Here is an 18,591-nt window from a genome sequence, read left to right as displayed (position 1 = left end):
CATCTCCCTTGGTTTCTGATTGAATTTGTACCACTTTAGTTGACCGCTGCTATAACTTCTCTCTGCTTCACACTTGGTTTGTCGTAACCGCCCATTCTGCATATCCGCTCGGGGGAAATATAGAGCTGCACCTTCTCCCCTGCACGCACTCTTTGGTTCATATAGGCTGTCCATACGTCTAGCCCTTCCATCTGCACTCGCACTTCATAACGCTCACCTACGTAGCTGACACTAAGCACCGTCCCCGGATAACAGAGATCATCATGCCCTGTTTTGTTCCAGGTGACATGCTCCGGACGAACCATCGACTGATTAGGCGTGAGCCAGTTGGACTTTCCGATAAACGAAGCGACATACGGATCACTTGGCGCAGAGTAGATCGTTTCCGGAGTGCCTTTTTGCAATATCTGCCCCTTCTGCATCACCACAATCTCATCCGACATCGACATCGCTTCAATCTGATCATGTGTGACATACAGCGCAGTCAGCCCCATGTCGCGCACCAATGACATCATCTCAATCCGCATCTCTTCCCGGAGTACAGCATCCAGTGCACTGAGTGGCTCATCGAACAAGATCACACCAGGCTTCACGGCTACGGCTCTGGCAAAAGCAACCCGTTGCTGCTGTCCACCAGACAGCTGATGAGGATAACGATCTTCCATGCCTTGCAGGCGAACCATGTCAAGTGCTTCATTTACCTTTTGCCGTAGATCGGACTTCTGTTTTCCGGCCTTCAGGCCAAAGGCTACATTTTCGTATACAGTCATATGCGGCCATAATGCAAAATCTTGAAACACCATGCCCAGATTACGCTTATGTGTCGGTATATCAATCCGCTTCGCCGCAGAGTAGATACACTGACCATCGGCACGAATCTCCCCCGCATCCGGCTGTTCCAGCCCGGCCAACATGCGGAGCAGTGTTGTTTTGCCACAGCCCGATGGGCCGAGCAGTGTCGTGAACTGTCCATGTTCAAGCGTTAGATCTGTCGGCAGCAGTGCGGGTGTTTGATTAAATGATTTTTGAATTCCGGTCATCTCTAATTTCATAAGCATCCCTGCCTGTCCTTGTTACTTGATCTCTTGCACTGATCTCAGTCTAACGTCTGCTTTCGCGAGTTGTATGTCTTCTATGTAAAATTGGAATTAACTTTTTAGATGAATTCTGTTGATGTTCATAGATTAAATCTATAGTAGGTGAACTAATCGTTTGCACGATAACGTAGAGGAGTGTTTGGACATTGAATCTAATCAAATTGCAAATTGTTGAACTGATCGACAAGCATCATCACATGACAAGTGTGGCCGAGTTACTGGGTATCAAGCAACCCACCGTCACATTTCATATGAAGTCACTGGAGGAAGAGATGGGCGTTCGATTATTTGAATCGCGCAGTGGGAAAACTTTTCTGACCGAGGCTGGACAAGCTCTGCTCCACTATTCCGTCAAAATCAATGCATTGACCCAGGAAGCACGTCGGGTAGTGAAGGAATATGACAGTCTCTATCGGGGTACCCTGCACATTGGAGCAAGTTACGTACCGGCTACATATCTGCTGCCTGCCATGCTCAATACCTTTTCTCAGGAATTCCCGGGCATTCGTATCGTCTTATCCGTCAAACCTTCACCCGTCATTCGCGAGATGTTAATTCGACATCAGATTGATCTGGGTGTGATCTCTTCCGAACCGTTTGTCGGACCCGCACTGCAAGCAGAGACGCTGTGTGAAGATGACCTGGTATTAATCTGCTCTCCGCAGCATGGATTGGCCCAGAAGGAAATATTGACACCTGAGCATATCGCACAGATCCCTTTTGCCTTACATGGCAATGAATCCAGCACTCGCCGTTTAACCAACCAATGGCTGGAGCAACACGACATTCGGCTGCGGAGCACGGTGGAGATGGACTCCCTGGAAGCCATCAAACAACTCGTGTTACTCGGGGGGCATGCCTCATTCATGTCGCGAATGGCGGTGCAGTGGGAGGAGCGGCAGGGGCTCATTGAGGTTCTTCCCATTCCGGGAGAGCAGGCACCGCGCCATATTTATACTGTACATAACAAGGACCGCCACCCCTCTGTTCAGGTGAACCGTTTCAAAGAAGTACTGCGAGAGGTGAGTCGTGGCTTTCCCCTTTTTCACGGATGACTCGCCTGATCCTCTATAAACTATCGTTTGCCATTCATCAAATCTATGCAGGCTTAACGCAATATGCGCTCCCCGTTAATCGCTTCCATATACTCGGGCGATAAAGTGAGTCTGTACGTTAATCCAGATTAGGAGAGTGATTAGTTTTGAAAAAGTGGAAAAAGGTAACTGCCTCATTGATGCTGAGCATCGTCACATTGGGAAGTGGACTGACATTTCTGGGAGCACCACAAGCTTCAGCTGCTGCCAATGCCGTTCCTGCTTATGAAGTGAAGTTTCTGGCCAAGCCGGAACTTGTATTGAATACAGATGGAACACCACGCAGTGAAGTGATTCAGACACTCGGCCTGAATTCCACACCAAGAAACATTAACGTAGAGTACTTTGACACGAGTTCACTCGGATTGGATCAGGAAGGATGGAACGTCCGTCTTCGGAAGAAAGATGACAAGAATAACTATGAATTGACTTATAAAAAGCGTTATCCTGTGATCAATGGTGATATCAACGCAGCACTGACATTGGCGAACCAAGAAGGATTTGATAAATCTGATGATAATTATGAGGCTGAGATTGATTGGGGATATGGCAAACAGACCCTGAGCTTCTCCAACACCAAAAAAGTTGATACCAAAGCGAAAGGTGTTCAACTTCCTTCCGAGCAAGAAGCCCTGACCATGTTACTGGACAAGCTTCCAGGTAAGTTGAAAAACTGGTCTGCCTCCAACTGGGGCAAACAGCAGCTTACACAATCCCGTGCATACGGTCCGATCACGTTTCAACGGTATGAAGGTACATGGAATGGACAAGAACTTACATTCGAAGTATGGCCGATCCGTAACGCAGCAGGTACAGGAACTGAGAATATCGTAGAAGTTTCGTTCAAAACTGATGATGCTGTAGCCGCATCCGGACTGCGTACCCAACTGCTGCAATTGCTGGAGAACAACAACTGGCTGATTCCTGCCGATGGCTTGAAGACACAGACAATTCTGGAAAGATACTAATCTCCTACTCTAACTAAACATGCCAAGCTCCTCTTCCTGCGTTAGCGTAGGAGAGGAGCTTGTTTTGCGTAGTGAACTACTGAATGCTGGGGGCTATGTATCTCGTTGTTCCGATACTCTACCAAAAAATCCATCTGCTTCACTTCCGCAACTTGTGGAAGCCCTGAAACCTTCTTCGTATTCTCTCCGCTATTTTCATTTACTTTTCTTGTTAATGAATGGACTTCTTATTTCTATGACAATATGCGATAATTGATAATGATTCTCAAATACATCAAATGTAATGTTACTATCGCAAGTTAAGGAGGGATTCTGTTGACTTTGGAAGTCTTTCCACTAATATCTAACGGTGAACATACCCGTGATCTATATGCAAGATTCAAGACATCCGAAATGCTTGATCAAGCCTCATTTCTTCCCCCATTCGTACTGACGGACACACACCTTCTGCTCATCTGTACTGGCGGTGAAGCCAATATCCGTATTGGGCATAGGCAAAATCATGCCACACTCGGTAAGATGTATCTGATCCTACCAGGAACATCGATAGAATATATACCCGATGAAGCTCATCCTTTACAGGGCCTCGCGATATATTTTGATCTGTTAAAGCCCATTTCAGATATCAACAAAGCAACTTCCGGCTCTACTGAAATGGAGGTATACCAAAAAGGATTACTTTGTTCGTCTTATGTCGATGAATTACCGTATGAACTCTTTCAGGAATGTACAAGAATTGCCTCCCAGCTCCATGAATGCATCTCTGTACCTCAAGAAAATCGTCCATTTCGAATCCAGACTTTGATGCATGAGTTGTTGGCCCATGTATATGCCGCTCCCAAAGAGAGTACATTAGGGGATTCTGAACATACCTCTGCTTTGGACCAAACGCTTGAACTTATTGAGCATGGATATGCGGAGCATTTATCCCGTGAAGTTCTTGCCGGAGTGGCAGGCATGAGTGTATGGCACTATTCCCGGGTATTCAAAAACCGGACCGGCATCAGTCCCATGGAATATGTGAATGGTATCCGCATGGACCGGGCCAAAGAGATGCTGCTCGTCTCTGGACAAACCATCAAGCATATCGCCTCGCAGGTCGGTTTCCAGGACGAGTTTTACTTTAGCCGCAAATTCAAAAAACATGTTGGCGTGTCTCCTTCCACCTATCAACTGCAGAAACGTAGTAAAATCGCAGCACTTTCCTTCGGAACCACCGGACATCTGCTGGCATTGCACGTCATCCCCCATGCGGCATTGATCGATAACCGACGGGATCAACACAGGAATCTGTTTTTCTCCAATATCCCCTATCATCTGGGGCGTAGCAAACGCATGAATCCTCATATTTGGCAAACCAACGTTGAGTTGTTAATGCAAGCGAGCCCAGACCTCATACTCTGTAATGAGTACGAAGCCCATACGTTAAAAAGAACGCTGCAGCAAATTGCACCTACCATCGTTATTCCATGGAAAGGATTGAGCTGGCGGGAACATTTTGAACAAGTTGCCTCCATTGTGGGACTGCAACAAGAAGCTCAGCAATGGTTGGAACAGTATGATGACAAAGTAACCCGTGCCAAAGAACTGCTTGGTCATCTAATCGGTAAGGATACGGTCTCCATCATTCATATCATGATGGGTCATCTATTAATCTACGGGCGACGCAATGGGGGGGCTGTTCTATATAATGATCTGGGCGTGTTACCTTCACACGATCTGCTTCCAGGGCAAGTCTATCGTGCATTGGATGATCAGGAGTTGCCTCGAATGGCAGGAGATCGCATGTTACTGATTGTGGACCAGGACCCGGAATCCCAGCAGCGCTGGCATGAACTACAACATACTCAGCTATGGCAACAATTGAGGCCCGTGCAGAACCAGCATGTATATCCGCTACATGAAATGCCTTGGTTAGATTATTCCCCGTATGCCCACGATCAAATTATAGATGAAACTGTGAAACTTTTTGGCGGGACATGTGATGGAGTCACCAATGAAACCTTGTAATGGGTGGCTGTATGATCAGAATAATCTCCGATGTATCACGAACAAACCACAGCACATTAATCCATGACTGAAGAGCACAAAAGGCTATGTCTCCCTCAACATGAGACCGTTACAATATAAAGTGTACTGAGAATCAATATCAATAGAACCACAGGGGGATTATGATGTACAGACAGCATTATATCAAAATAACGGGGATTCTGTTCATGCTCGCCATGCTACTTGTTGCTTGTGGACAGACACCTGCAACCACTTCGCAGCAATCTGCGGATGGCGTGAAATCAGCTGCGGGGACAAATGGGGACTCATCCATTGAATCAGCTACGAAGACGGTGGAGAGCGCCAGTGGCAGCTCAGAAATCCCCGCACATCCTGAACGGATTGTTTCCATTAATATGGAGGACATTCTCCTCTCCTTAGAGGTACCGCTGGTACTCGCAACACCGATTGGTCGGCAGGATTACCTGAATGAGCAACTTGAAGCCCAAGGCGTCACTGTCGAACCCATTAATGCGAGTGTCAATTTTGAAGCTGTAGTTAATGCCAATCCGGACCTCATTATTGCCAATGCCAGTTTGGATGCCAAGATTCTCGAACAACTCGATAAAATCGCGCCTACGATCACTTACGATCGTCGTAATTGGCAGGAGTCTATCGTACAGGTAGCTAAAGCGCTGGATATTGAAGAGCGGGCTGAACAGCTTTTACAAAAAAATAAAGACCAAGTGACAGACGCTCAGCAGCTCGCAGCCGATATCACCAAAACCAAACCTACAGCTGCATTCCTGCGCCTGGAAGAAAAGGATATGCGTTTGTTCTTCTCATCCATCCCCTCTACACCCTTTTCGGGTTCCAGCTATGTCGGAGCGGGTTATGAGATTGGATTCACTCCCGATGCTCTCGTTACCAAACTTGAGGCAGAGAACCCGGAACGGATGAATGCCAATATCTCGGTCGAACTTCTGCCTGAGATCAAAGCAGACTATCTGTTCATAGTGTCCATCAGCTCAGATGGGTCAGCTGAAGCATTGCAAAAAACAAAAGATGAACTAAACGAAATCCAACAACTCCAAGTATGGAAAAGCTTGCCCGCTGTGCAAAATGGTCATGTATATGTCCTTAATGCGAAGAAATGGCTCATTGACGGTCCCACTGCCGAATCGCTCAAACGTAATGAAATGATCGAAGTTCTTGGATTATCTGCTCCATAATTCCAAACATCAAGTCCGTTTCATCGAAGACAAATGGAGATCAACAGGATTATTCTGTTGATCTCCATTATATTTATTATTCCAGATGGCTTCATTCAGGAATTCTTCATTGAGTATAATCTCGTTCAGTTATTTTCCATGGAAAATTATTGTGCATGTTCAACCTTTAATAGCTACCATGGCACTCGATGCACCCTTCTAATAGGATGATCTTGTATAATGCCACTGACCAGCGTGAAACTCCCTTGTCGTTGATGTAGTGCTAACAAACAAAGATCATACACATTACCAAACCGCTTGCAGAAGAAATAAGTTAATCCTTCACAATTAAGCCCAATAATCCAACAAAAGACGATGCCTGTGTATCTGAGATTATGCAACCGTCCAGATCTTCAGTATCTACATGTAACATGTCAAAGCTACAATCACTAAGATCAATTCCCTTTAGTTTCACACCCGACATCATGACTTGATCTATTTTGCATTCAGAGAATTCCAATTTATGTGGTGCAGATTGAAAAAAATCACTGCTCGTCAAAGAACATTCCTCGTACTTTACCTGTTTGAGATTGGTGAATCGAAACAACGAAAAGTCAGCCAAACAATTCCGAAAACTCACATTTTGAATCCTGCTATTTGCAAAATTAGTACCGATTAATTTACAGTTCCTGAATTCTGTTCGATGGATGAAGGAACCGTTAAGGTTCATATTGGACAGATCACATTTATCAAAAATAACATCCGTAAGCTCTACCTCCGGTAGAGAGGATTCACTGAATACCACGTTCTCAAAGATGACTTTATCAAATGAAACCCTGCTGGCGCTCTGATTCTCAATCGAGATATTACTGAATCCCCCTTGCTTGATTTCTTCCTTGCTCTCCCATGTTCCTAAGGTGAACGATAAGTCATCGAGATCTAGGGGAATGTTAGGAACTTCTATTTTATTTTTCATAAGTCCTCCCACTATTTTCTTGTTTAAAATTATTATATCAAAAAAGAGCCCTTGCAATAAGCAAGAGCTCTTTTTTGATGTTACCATGAAGCGGGTGATGGGAATCGAACCCACGCTATTAGCTTGGAAGGCTAAAGTTCTACCATTGAACTACACCCGCGAATAAAAAATCGGGATGACACGATTTGAACATGCGACCCCCTGGTCCCAAACCAGGTGCTCTACCAAGCTGAGCTACATCCCGATGCTTATGAGAATAATGGCGCGCCCTGAGAGATTCGAACTCCCGGCCTTTTGATTCGTAGTCAAACGCTCTATCCAGCTGAGCTAAGGGCGCATATATTGGAGCGGACGACGGGAATCGAACCCGCGACCCTCGCCTTGGCAAGGCGATGCTCTACCGCTGAGCCACGTCCGCAAAGCAATTGGTGCGGTCGAGAGGACTCGAACCTCCACGGGGGTTAGCCCACACGGACCTGAACCGTGCGCGTCTGCCAATTCCGCCACGACCGCAAAATATAATGGTGAGTCATGAAGGGCTCGAACCTTCGACACCCTGATTAAAAGTCAGGTGCTCTACCAACTGAGCTAATGACTCATGAAAAAATGGCTGGGGATATAGGATTTGAACCTATGCATGACGGAGTCAAAGTCCGTTGCCTTACCGCTTGGCTAATCCCCATTGAGATAAAAAATGGGGCGATCGAGGGGAATTGAACCCCCGAATGCCGGATCCACAAACCGGTGCGTTAACCACTTCGCCACGACCGCCATAATATATCTCAATTATTCACTGAGAGTATCTCAGTATTCCCATCCACATTTATAATATACATTATACTATAAATTGAAATGAAAATGTAATAAGTGGTGCCGGCGAGAGGACTTGAACCCCCAACCTACTGATTACAAGTCAGTTGCTCTACCAGTTGAGCTACACCGGCACGGTGTAAGTGTAAACTGAATAAAAAAATGGCGGAACCGACGGGATTCGAACCCGCGATCTCCTGCGTGACAGGCAGGCATGTTAGGCCAACTACACCACGGTTCCACAGTACTTTCATCGAAGAAAGGTTAATTGCGGGGGCAGGATTTGAACCTGCGGCCTTCGGGTTATGAGCCCGACGAGCTACCGGGCTGCTCCACCCCGCGTCGTTATTCAAAAATAGATATGGTGGAGGCTGAGGGGATCGAACCCCCGACCCTCTGCTTGTAAGGCAGATGCTCTCCCAGCTGAGCTAAGCCTCCATGTTATGACCCGTAGGGGATTCGAACCCCTGTTACCTCCGTGAAAGGGAGGTGTCTTAACCCCTTGACCAACGGGCCTCACTAAAAAAATATATCTGGCGGAGAGAGAGGGATTCGAACCCTCGAGACGCTTGTGACGCCTACACGATTTCCAATCGTGCTCCTTCGGCCAGCTCGGACACCTCTCCATATGGCTCCCCGAACAGGGCTCGAACCTGTGACAACTCGATTAACAGTCGAGTGCTCTACCAACTGAGCTATCAGGGAATGGTGGAGCCAAGCGGGATCGAACCGCTGACCTCCTGCTTGCAAGGCAGGCGCTCTCCCAGCTGAGCTATGGCCCCATGTTTCACTCCAAAAAGTGAAGTTTATTTTCGAGGTTGATTCCCATTACTTCTCGGGGACCCCGTGCAATTCAATAATAAACATGTATGGTGGGCCCTGGTGGACTCGAACCACCGGCCTCACCCTTATCAGAGGTGCGCTCTAACCAACTGAGCTAAGGGCCCCAATATGTTTCTCTTTTATCTCACTAGGGGGCAAAAAAAATACCCCAAAGGGAATTCGCTTGGCGGCGTCCTACTCTCCCAGGACCCTGCGGTCCAAGTACCATCGGCGCTAGAGGGCTTAACGGTCGTGTTCGGGATGGGTACGTGTGGAACCCCTCCGCCATCGCCACCAAACGCATAGCTTGTAGCTTACATTTCAGAGTATTTGTTCTCTGAAAACTAGATTCGAAACGAAATTTGCGCCTTACAACCTGCATATTGGATAAGCCCTCGACCGATTAGTACTGGTCAGCTCCATGCATTGCTGCACTTCCACCCCCAGCCTATCTACCTCGTCGTCTTCAAGGGGTCTTACATACTGGGAAATCTCATCTTGAGGGGGGCTTCACGCTTAGATGCTTTCAGCGCTTATCCCTTCCGTACATAGCTACCCAGCGGTGCTCCTGGCGGAACAACTGGTACACCAGCGGTACGTCCATCCCGGTCCTCTCGTACTAAGGACAGCTCCTCTCAAATTTCCTACGCCCACGACAGATAGGGACCGAACTGTCTCACGACGTTCTGAACCCAGCTCGCGTACCGCTTTAATGGGCGAACAGCCCAACCCTTGGGACCTACTTCAGCCCCAGGATGCGATGAGCCGACATCGAGGTGCCAAACCTCCCCGTCGATGTGGACTCTTGGGGGAGATAAGCCTGTTATCCCCAGGGTAGCTTTTATCCGTTGAGCGATGGCCCTTCCATGCGGTACCACCGGATCACTAAGCCCGACTTTCGTCCCTGCTCGACTTGTAGGTCTCGCAGTCAAGCTCCCTTATGCCTTTGCACTCTTCGAATGATTTCCAACCATTCTGAGGGAACCTTTGGGCGCCTCCGTTACTCTTTAGGAGGCGACCGCCCCAGTCAAACTGCCCACCTGACACTGTCCCCGCACCGGATTACGGTACCAGGTTAGAACCTAGATACGATCAGGGTGGTATCCCAACGGTGCCTCCACACAAGCTGGCGCTCATGCTTCAAAGGCTCCCACCTATCCTGTACAGATCGTACCCAAATTCAATATCAAGCTGCAGTAAAGCTCCATGGGGTCTTTCCGTCTTGTCGCGGGTAACCTGCATCTTCACAGGTATTAAAATTTCACCGGATCTCTCGTTGAGACAGCGCCCAAGTCGTTACGCCATTCGTGCGGGTCAGAATTTACCTGACAAGGAATTTCGCTACCTTAGGACCGTTATAGTTACGGCCGCCGTTTACTGGGGCTTCGGTTCACAGCTTCGGATTGCTCCTAACCACTCCCCTTAACCTTCCAGCACCGGGCAGGCGTCAGCCCGTATACTTCGCCTTACGGCTTCGCACAGACCTGTGTTTTTGCTAAACAGTCGCTTGGGCCTTTTCACTGCGGCCCCCTCGTGCTATTCACACTACCGGGGCACCCCTTCTCCCGAAGTTACGGGGTCATTTTGCCGAGTTCCTTAACGAGAGTTCTTCCGCGCGCCTTAGAATACTCTTCTCGCCTACCTGTGTCGGTTTGCGGTACGGGCACCATCACCTGGCTAGAGGCTTTTCTTGGCAGTGTGAGATCATGACCTTCGCTACTATAATTTTCGCTCCCCATCACAGCCCAGCCTTATCGATGTGCGGATTTGCCTACACATCAGCCTCACTGCTTAGACGGACATCCATCAGTCCGCGTCACTACCCTGCTGCGTCCCCCCATTGCTCATAACGGCTTACGGTGGTACAGGAATTTCGACCTGTTGTCCTTCGACTACGCCTTTCGGCCTCGCCTTAGGTCCCGACTTACCCTGAGCGGACGAGCCTTCCTCAGGAACCCTTAGGCTTTCGGCGGATCAGATTCTCACTGATCTTTTCGTTACTCATACCGGCATTCTCACTTGTATAATGTCCAGCGCTCCTTACGGTACACCTTCAACCCTTATACAACGCTCCCCTACCCCTGATGCAAAGCATCAAGCCATAGCTTCGGTGGTGTGTTTAGCCCCGTTACATTTTCGGCGCAGAGTCACTCGACCAGTGAGCTATTACGCACTCTTTCAATGGTGGCTGCTTCTAAGCCAACATCCTGGTTGTCTGGGCAACTCCACATCCTTTTCCACTTAACACACACTTGGGGACCTTAGCTGATGGTCTGGGCTGTTTCCCTTTTGACAATGGATCTTAGCACTCACTGTCTGACTCCCGGAAGTAAGTCTATGGCATTCGGAGTTTGACTGAGCTTGGTAACCCTTGCGGGCCCCGCACCCAATCAGTGCTCTACCTCCACGACTCTGTTTTCCGAGGCTAGCCCTAAAGCTATTTCGGGGAGAACCAGCTATCTCCGAGTTCGATTGGAATTTCTCCGCTACCCCCACCTCATCCCCGCATTTTTCAACATGCGTGGGTTCGGGCCTCCAGTGCGTGTTACCGCACCTTCACCCTGGACAGGGGTAGATCACCCGGTTTCGGGTCTACGTCCACGTACTAACTCGCCCTATTCAGACTCGCTTTCGCTGCGGCTCCGGCTCATCACCTTAACCTTGCACGGGAACGTAACTCGCCGGTTCATTCTACAAAAGGCACGCCATCACCCCTAAAACGGGCTCTGACTTTTTGTAAGCACACGGTTTCAGGTTCTATTTCACTCCCCTTCCGGGGTGCTTTTCACCTTTCCCTCACGGTACTGCTTCACTATCGGTCGCTAGGAAGTATTTAGCCTTGGCAGATGGTCCTGCCGGATTCATACGGGGTTTCACGTGCCCCGCACTACTCGGGATCCGTCTCGGAGGGAACAGACTTTCAACTACAGGGCTTTTACCTTCTTTGGCGGGCCTTTCCAGACCTCTTCGCTTAATCGGTTCCTTTGTAACTCCATGTGAGACGTCCCACAACCCCAAAGAGCAAGCTCTCTGGTTTGGGCTTCTCCGCGTTCGCTCGCCGCTACTGACGGAATCACTATTGTTTTCTCTTCCTCAGGGTACTTAGATGTTTCAGTTCCCCTGGTATGCCTCTGCACAACCTATGTATTCAGTTGTGAGTAACTGGAAATTACCCCAGCTGGGTTTCCCCATTCGGACACCCCCGGATCAAAGCTTGCTTACAGCTCCCCGAGGCAGTTTCGTTGTTCGCCACGTCCTTCATCGGCTCCTAGCGCCTAGGCATCCTCCGTGTGCTCTTAGTAGCTTAACCATATCGCTCGTGTTCGAGCTGTCGCTCCGCTTGTTTTGGACTACGTCCAAAGCCAAAAGTCGCTCCATTTCGATCACTCGCTCATGCAATCTACCTTATAAACACTTCACTTGTTTACACAAGATCAGCTTAAAGGAATGTTCTAAATCGCAAAATTTCGTTTCGATATCTAGTTTTCAAAGAACAAGCTCCATGCAAAAGCAAGCTGTTTGAGAGTTTGAGCTCTCAAAACTGAGCAACGAGTGAGTTGCGCAGGTTCTAAGAACCTGCTTATTTGAATGTTTCCACTCGGGAAACGATTCTCCATAGAAAGGAGGTGATCCAGCCGCACCTTCCGATACGGCTACCTTGTTACGACTTCACCCCAATCATCTATCCCACCTTCGGCGGCTGGCTCCTTGCGGTTACCCCACCGACTTCGGGTGTTATAAACTCTCGTGGTGTGACGGGCGGTGTGTACAAGACCCGGGAACGTATTCACCGCGGCATGCTGATCCGCGATTACTAGCAATTCCGACTTCATGCAGGCGAGTTGCAGCCTGCAATCCGAACTGAGACCGGCTTTGTTGGGATTCGCTCCATCTCGCGATTTCGCAGCCCGTTGTACCGGCCATTGTAGTACGTGTGTAGCCCAGGTCATAAGGGGCATGATGATTTGACGTCATCCCCACCTTCCTCCGGTTTGTCACCGGCAGTCTATCTAGAGTGCCCACCCGAAGTGCTGGCAACTAAATATAAGGGTTGCGCTCGTTGCGGGACTTAACCCAACATCTCACGACACGAGCTGACGACAACCATGCACCACCTGTCTCCTCTGTCCCGAAGGAAAGATACATCTCTGCATCGATCAGAGGGATGTCAAGACCTGGTAAGGTTCTTCGCGTTGCTTCGAATTAAACCACATACTCCACTGCTTGTGCGGGTCCCCGTCAATTCCTTTGAGTTTCAGTCTTGCGACCGTACTCCCCAGGCGGAGTGCTTAATGTGTTAACTTCGGCACCAAGGGTATCGAAACCCCTAACACCTAGCACTCATCGTTTACGGCGTGGACTACCAGGGTATCTAATCCTGTTTGCTCCCCACGCTTTCGCGCCTCAGCGTCAGTTACAGCCCAGAGAGTCGCCTTCGCCACTGGTGTTCCTCCACATATCTACGCATTTCACCGCTACACGTGGAATTCCACTCTCCTCTTCTGCACTCAAGTCACCCAGTTTCCAGTGCGATCCGGGGTTGAGCCCCGGGATTAAACACCAGACTTAAATGACCGCCTGCGCGCGCTTTACGCCCAATAATTCCGGACAACGCTTGCCCCCTACGTATTACCGCGGCTGCTGGCACGTAGTTAGCCGGGGCTTTCTTCTCAGGTACCGTCACTCCTTGAGCAGTTACTCTCAAGGACGTTCTTCCCTGGCAACAGAGCTTTACGATCCGAAAACCTTCATCACTCACGCGGCATTGCTCCGTCAGGCTTTCGCCCATTGCGGAAGATTCCCTACTGCTGCCTCCCGTAGGAGTCTGGGCCGTGTCTCAGTCCCAGTGTGGCCGATCACCCTCTCAGGTCGGCTACGCATCGTCGCCTTGGTGAGCCGTTACCTCACCAACTAGCTAATGCGCCGCAGGCCCATCCCCAAGTGACAGATTGCTCCGTCTTTCCAGTTTCCTTCAGGAGAAGAAAACAAGTATTCGGTATTAGCTACCGTTTCCGGTAGTTGTCCCAAGCTTGAGGGCAGGTTGCCTACGTGTTACTCACCCGTCCGCCGCTAAGTATCAAGGAAGCAAGCTTCCTATCCACTCCGCTCGACTTGCATGTATTAGGCATGCCGCCAGCGTTCGTCCTGAGCCAGGATCAAACTCTCCAATAAAGTATTGAAAAGAGCGATAAGCTCATTTTGAATCTGACGAGATTAAAAATCTCATTTGTGCTCCAGCTGATCCAAGCCAAGGCTTGTCTCAAACTTTCGCGTTCATTCTGCAAGCAGAATGTTTACTCACTCGTTGTTCAGTTTTCAAAGATCAAACTTGTTTCTCGTCGCCGTCGTTGTTCTCTCTGGCAACTCTTATATCCTATCATGTCCAAACCAACTTTGCAAGCTCTTTTTTTAAGTTTCTTTCGAAGCTTCAATCATTTGCTTGCCGCACCGTGTTTCTCGTGTTTTCTTGGCCGGATTAATAATATATCACACAGAATTAATAATTACAACACTTAAAATAATCTTTATTAAAAAGTATATTATTGATTTAAATAACTAGTGGCCAAAATGTATGAATCCGTCATCTCCGTTGTATAAGCTCTCACTGTAAATTCATCAAAACGGATTCCAAACAATATCTATCTTCTATTATATTATACTGCACTCATCACCTCATATCTAATGTTGAATCAAAAGCAAGCGTCGACTTATAATGCTCCACCCCCATGCCTTCACTTCTATAATACCCAACGACCTGTCCCCGCACGCCAGCAACAAGAAACAGATTTTTCGGCTTCACCGTATCCAACCGGATCATCTTCTCAAACCCTTCGGCATTGTTATACGCTTCGCCCTGCTCCCGATCATCTTCTCAGTTTCACCGTCAATCCGCATACAATGTGAAGAAAATGCTCCAGCATCTTGAACCTTCCCATCACAAATGAGTAATTTAATCCTTATACGTTAAACTCTTGGTGTGCGATAATCATATGTCGCAATCCGTTCAATCCATTTTTTGACTCACCTTTGCCTTCCTCTACCCTACTTCAGATGGACTCTTGCCTGTAAGCATCTTGAATACCTGGCTGAAATATGTGGCATTACGGAACCCGGTCATCCCACTAACCTCGTAAACCATGTAATGGCCCGACTGCAGCAGTTCCATCGCCTTTTGAATGCGGTAACCATTAAGATAGCTCACAAAATTCTCCCCAGTTACCTTTTTGAATAGTTGGCTGAGATATTTGGGGTGTACAAACAATCCTCTCGCAATCGCTTCAAAGCTGATTTCTTCGGCGTAATGTAGTTCCACGTACTGTTTCACCTGTCCCACCAGTTTATTGCTCTTTTTCTCACCCGTCTCTTTCTTGGTCTGATCCAGCCATTTCCCAATAATGCCGTCCATCCAGCATACCAAATCCTGTAGTGCATATTTCGATTGAATTTCCCGCAAAAAATCACTCATCGCCAGTGGCGGCGCCAACATGGGATACTGCCGGTTCCAGCTATGAATCAGCGTGTTGAACAGACTCACCGCTATAACCTGCACATCCTGAATACCAACACCATTCCCTTTATCCAGCAAACTGCGAATATGAACCCATATCTCCTCTGCCAAATCCGTCCGCATTTCCACCCATGACTCATTCCATTGTCGGAGCAATAGTGAGTAGTCCGTGACGCATGCTGCTGAACCATCTGACGAATCATAGCGATAAATACGGCTGCCACCCTGAAACTCTGCCGTTTCAAGCGCTTCTCTGCTCTCCAAATAAGAATCCATCACCTCACAAAGGTGGTTTTTGGATGTTCCAATTCCGGCACTCACTTCAATTTTGAGATACGTGAAGATCTGATCGATCATCCGCTCCACGAGAGACTGCAATTGCTTCAGGTGATCCTTCCCGGCAAATAGAAGCAACACAAACACCTGATCCGAATAATCCACAATCTCTATCTGACAATCGATCATTTGTAGGCTTTGCTCTTTAACAGTCTCCTGTATAATATCTGCTGCCCCGTACCTTAACAGCTGCCAGTCCCGCTCCTTCATCCTTGCTAGGAACCCGGGACGATTCAATTGCAGACTGATGGCGCGTACCTGAGAGGACATGCGAATACCTACATAATCCATGCGTTCCGCAGGCAACTCATCTGCCTGATAGCGTGTGGTCAACAGCTCATGGAGAAATTGTTTGCGCAAATAGGGAACCACCCGTCCAATCTCCTGTTTATATGTCCGCTCCAGCTGCTCATGTCGCTCCCGTACATCCTGTTCCAGTAGTACTTCGCGCAGCACAGTTTCGATCTCCTCCACCTCCGCGGGTTTCAGCAAAAAATGACTGACGCCCCAGCGCATCGCCGCCCGGGCATTCTCGAATTCGTCATATCCACTAAGGATAATAATCGGTAGATGGGGATGCTCCCGCCGTAGCGTCTGCGTCACCTCAAGTCCCGTCATACCCGGCAAGTATACATCCGTCATGACCAGATCCGGACTTAAGCGGTGAAACATCTCCAGCGCATCCACGCCAGTGGAGGCTGTACCCGCAATACTCAGGCCCAGCGATGGCCAATCAATATGTTCGATCAGCGCCCTTACAATATGAGGATCGTCGTCTACGAGCATAATCGTTTTCATTTATTTTCACCGTCCATCCACAGATTTAACTGCTCTTCCGTATCAATGCGCGGCAACGTAATGGTCACTTCCATCCCACCCGATTCACCCGCCCTTAGATCTACACCATACCCGACTCCACAATACAACTGAATGCGCTGATGCACATTCCGCACACCAATCCCACCCGTCTCTCCCAGCGTCCACCCTTCCTGCAAGCCCTGTCCATTATCTGTAATGCGAATGATGATTCTGGGCTCATCATATGCCAACTTCCTGAACAGACCGTAGTTCTTGGTTTGGCTGCCTAATCTGGATGGATCAGATGGATCAGATGAATCGATGGAGAGACACATTGAAGAAGTATCCACTCCCAGTGGGTGAATGCTCTCCGATTCCCGCACATCCACCTGTATCCGTAGCTTCTCCTCTTTAGGGTGAGCGTGCATAACCGCATTCTCGATAAAAGGCTGCAAAATAATTTTGGGAATATAGCAACCACGGATACGCGGATCAATTTTTTCCTGATAATCAATGGAGAATGGCAAACGTTCGGATTGAATACTGATATAACAACGGGCATGCTCCAACTCATCCCTAACCCGAATAAACAGTCTGCCCCCGCTCAATCCAATACGCAACAGCTTGCTAAGCTGCACGATCATACGGCTGATATCTTTGGCTTCATAATCTAGAGCACGCCAGTGGATCATATCGAGTGTGTTATATAGAAAATGTGGTTTGATCTGGGCCTCAAGCAAGCTCGTCTGAGCTTCGCGCTTTGCACGGCTCTCCTCCTTGACCTGCTCCATCAGCTCCGTCAGCCGGGAGGCCATATGGTTAAAGCCGTACCCCAGATGGGCATATTCCTCGGTAAACGAAAGCTGAATACGAGTGTCGAAGTCTCCCTTCTCCAGTTGCCTCATTCGCTTGATCAACTGACGTATGGGATGGACAATGCGCCGCACAAACAAATACGCGAGTACGGCAGAGCATAACAGACCCAATACAGCAATCGCGAGCACTTTCCATCCAGCCTCCCTGACTGGAGACAACAGCATATGTACAGGGATCGTCTGTACCAAACGCCACTGAAGCATGGCCGGCCTTGAATATAGGACAAGCTGTGATCCACCAGGCTTGCCAGATATGACTTCGAATCCATCCTCCCCATGCTCGGCATGCTTCTGAATCCAAGCACTATCTACAGCAGGTTCACTTTCCCTTATGACAGATCCCTCAGCAGACGTATTAATAGAAGAAGCGCGCTCTGAATTGTCATCACCCATCTGCATAATGACGTTACCTGCAGTATCCACCAAAAGCACCTGTCCATCCAGCACCATGGGCATATCTGCAAATCTGCGCACAATGTCCGCGCGACTCAGTCGGATTAGAACGTAGGCTAACGTACTCCCTCGGCTGTCGAAAATACGCTGGGCATACCCAATCAGCGAATGCCCGGACTCATTTTCCCGCAGAGGCACCCAGACCGCATCGGCCTGTTCAAGCGCAGCAAACCAAGAATCTCCGGCAATCATATCCACCGGATAGATACGATCAGCCATGGTGAACGTGACGCCGTTGAAGGCATCTGTATACAATTCCACAGAGGTAATACCTTCACTGACCACCAGTGTGTGATCCAATATTTTGGATACTTCACGACGCTGGTGGATTTGTGTGAGTCTGCCCGTTCCCGCCGTTTCCAGCAGATTCGACAATTCCCTATTGCTTGCCAGAGAATAGGCGGTTCCCGTCACACCTGTAATAAAATCAAATCCCCGGCGTGTACTCTCGTTCAGGAGAGCCAGCCGTGCTTTACTAATCTCCGTGAAGGTGACGGCAGAGAACGACTGGTACGCGAGCCAGACAATCAGGGAGACGAGCAACAGGTTAAACGCAATAAAGCAAGTCACCATCAACGTGGAGAGCTTGCTTTGTTGCAGCTTTTGATTTAGTAAGCGAGATAATCTTCGTTTCCTCATACGGAATCAACTCGT

Annotated in this window: 9 protein-coding genes, 17 tRNA genes and 3 rRNA genes; 4 read left to right on the top strand and 25 right to left on the bottom strand. The window is 48.6% G+C overall.

What is annotated here, in order from left to right:
- Positions 1-35: 35 nt before the first annotated feature.
- The gene (locus ACR32F_RS01520) at positions 36-1,052 is read right to left on the bottom strand and encodes an ABC transporter ATP-binding protein (protein WP_440115486.1); all 1,017 of its coding nucleotides are present in this window, start codon (positions 1,050-1,052) and stop codon (positions 36-38) included.
- A 191-nt stretch (positions 1,053-1,243) separates the two neighbouring features.
- Between ACR32F_RS01520 and ACR32F_RS01515 the strand changes: the two genes are divergently transcribed.
- The 4 genes from ACR32F_RS01515 (at position 1,244) to ACR32F_RS01500 (ending at position 6,380) form a co-directional block, all read left to right on the top strand.
- On the top strand, positions 1,244-2,152 hold the full coding sequence (locus ACR32F_RS01515) for a LysR family transcriptional regulator (protein WP_440115484.1): 909 nt from the start codon (positions 1,244-1,246) through the stop codon (positions 2,150-2,152).
- Positions 2,153-2,298: 146 nt separating this feature from the next.
- On the top strand, positions 2,299-3,159 hold the full coding sequence (locus tag ACR32F_RS01510) for a hypothetical protein (RefSeq protein ID WP_440115482.1): 861 nt from the start codon (positions 2,299-2,301) through the stop codon (positions 3,157-3,159).
- Positions 3,160-3,474: 315 nt separating this feature from the next.
- Positions 3,475-5,169 carry an AraC family transcriptional regulator gene (locus ACR32F_RS01505; RefSeq protein WP_440115480.1) on the top strand — a complete coding sequence of 565 codons (1,695 nt, stop codon included), beginning with the start codon at positions 3,475-3,477 and terminating at the stop codon, positions 5,167-5,169.
- Between the two features lie 161 nt (positions 5,170-5,330).
- The gene (locus ACR32F_RS01500) at positions 5,331-6,380 is read left to right on the top strand and encodes an ABC transporter substrate-binding protein (RefSeq protein ID WP_440115478.1); all 1,050 of its coding nucleotides are present in this window, start codon (positions 5,331-5,333) and stop codon (positions 6,378-6,380) included.
- Between the two features lie 313 nt (positions 6,381-6,693).
- Here the strand turns inward: ACR32F_RS01500 and ACR32F_RS01495 are convergent, their stop codons facing one another.
- The 24 genes from ACR32F_RS01495 to ACR32F_RS01380 all read right to left on the bottom strand — a co-directional run bounded on the left by ACR32F_RS01495 (position 6,694) and on the right by ACR32F_RS01380 (position 18,576).
- Positions 6,694-7,335: a pentapeptide repeat-containing protein gene (locus ACR32F_RS01495; RefSeq protein ID WP_440115476.1), complete on the bottom strand. Its 642-nt coding sequence runs from the start codon at positions 7,333-7,335 to the stop codon at positions 6,694-6,696.
- Positions 7,336-7,424: 89 nt separating this feature from the next.
- A tRNA-Gly gene (locus tag ACR32F_RS01490) sits at positions 7,425-7,495 on the bottom strand.
- Positions 7,496-7,505: 10 nt separating this feature from the next.
- Positions 7,506-7,579 (bottom strand) — tRNA-Pro (locus ACR32F_RS01485).
- A gap of 16 nt (positions 7,580-7,595) precedes the next feature.
- A tRNA-Arg gene (locus ACR32F_RS01480) sits at positions 7,596-7,672 on the bottom strand.
- Between the two features lie 6 nt (positions 7,673-7,678).
- A tRNA-Gly gene (locus ACR32F_RS01475) sits at positions 7,679-7,753 on the bottom strand.
- A gap of 8 nt (positions 7,754-7,761) precedes the next feature.
- Positions 7,762-7,848 (bottom strand) — tRNA-Leu (locus tag ACR32F_RS01470).
- 9 nt (positions 7,849-7,857) lie between these two features.
- A tRNA-Lys gene (locus ACR32F_RS01465) sits at positions 7,858-7,933 on the bottom strand.
- 9 nt (positions 7,934-7,942) lie between these two features.
- Positions 7,943-8,017 (bottom strand) — tRNA-Gln (locus ACR32F_RS01460).
- Positions 8,018-8,030: 13 nt separating this feature from the next.
- Positions 8,031-8,106 (bottom strand) — tRNA-His (locus ACR32F_RS01455).
- 97 nt (positions 8,107-8,203) lie between these two features.
- A tRNA-Thr gene (locus ACR32F_RS01450) sits at positions 8,204-8,279 on the bottom strand.
- A gap of 29 nt (positions 8,280-8,308) precedes the next feature.
- A tRNA-Asp gene (locus ACR32F_RS01445) sits at positions 8,309-8,386 on the bottom strand.
- Positions 8,387-8,413: 27 nt separating this feature from the next.
- Positions 8,414-8,487 (bottom strand) — tRNA-Met (locus ACR32F_RS01440).
- 20 nt (positions 8,488-8,507) lie between these two features.
- Positions 8,508-8,583: transfer RNA gene (locus ACR32F_RS01435), tRNA-Val, on the bottom strand.
- A gap of 6 nt (positions 8,584-8,589) precedes the next feature.
- Positions 8,590-8,661, bottom strand: a tRNA-Glu gene (locus tag ACR32F_RS01430).
- Between the two features lie 18 nt (positions 8,662-8,679).
- A tRNA-Ser gene (locus tag ACR32F_RS01425) sits at positions 8,680-8,771 on the bottom strand.
- A gap of 3 nt (positions 8,772-8,774) precedes the next feature.
- A tRNA-Asn gene (locus tag ACR32F_RS01420) sits at positions 8,775-8,850 on the bottom strand.
- Position 8,851: 1 nt separating this feature from the next.
- Positions 8,852-8,927: transfer RNA gene (locus ACR32F_RS01415), tRNA-Ala, on the bottom strand.
- Between the two features lie 88 nt (positions 8,928-9,015).
- A tRNA-Ile gene (locus tag ACR32F_RS01410) sits at positions 9,016-9,092 on the bottom strand.
- Positions 9,093-9,149: 57 nt separating this feature from the next.
- Positions 9,150-9,266, bottom strand: a 5S ribosomal RNA gene (rrf, locus tag ACR32F_RS01405).
- A gap of 84 nt (positions 9,267-9,350) precedes the next feature.
- Positions 9,351-12,277 (bottom strand): 23S ribosomal RNA (locus ACR32F_RS01400).
- 309 nt (positions 12,278-12,586) lie between these two features.
- Positions 12,587-14,139 (bottom strand): 16S ribosomal RNA (locus ACR32F_RS01395).
- The 16S, 23S and 5S rRNA genes sit together here with 17 tRNA genes alongside, the layout of an rRNA operon.
- Before the next feature lie 496 nt (positions 14,140-14,635).
- Positions 14,636-14,785 carry a hypothetical protein gene (locus ACR32F_RS01390; RefSeq protein ID WP_440115474.1) on the bottom strand — a complete coding sequence of 50 codons (150 nt, stop codon included), beginning with the start codon at positions 14,783-14,785 and terminating at the stop codon, positions 14,636-14,638.
- Positions 14,786-15,004: 219 nt separating this feature from the next.
- On the bottom strand, positions 15,005-16,609 hold the full coding sequence (locus ACR32F_RS01385) for a response regulator (protein WP_440115472.1): 1,605 nt from the start codon (positions 16,607-16,609) through the stop codon (positions 15,005-15,007).
- Complete coding sequence (locus ACR32F_RS01380) at positions 16,606-18,576, bottom strand: sensor histidine kinase (RefSeq protein WP_440115469.1); 1,971 nt, start codon at positions 18,574-18,576, stop codon at positions 16,606-16,608. The genes ACR32F_RS01385 and ACR32F_RS01380 overlap by 4 nt, the downstream gene beginning before the upstream one ends.
- Positions 18,577-18,591: the final 15 nt, after the last annotated feature.

This window comes from Paenibacillus hebaui, assembly GCF_051934385.1.
Lineage (GTDB): Bacteria > Bacillota > Bacilli > Paenibacillales > Paenibacillaceae > Paenibacillus.
The sequence above is the reverse complement of the archived record's forward strand: the minus strand, read 5'-3'. Positions and strand labels throughout refer to the sequence as shown.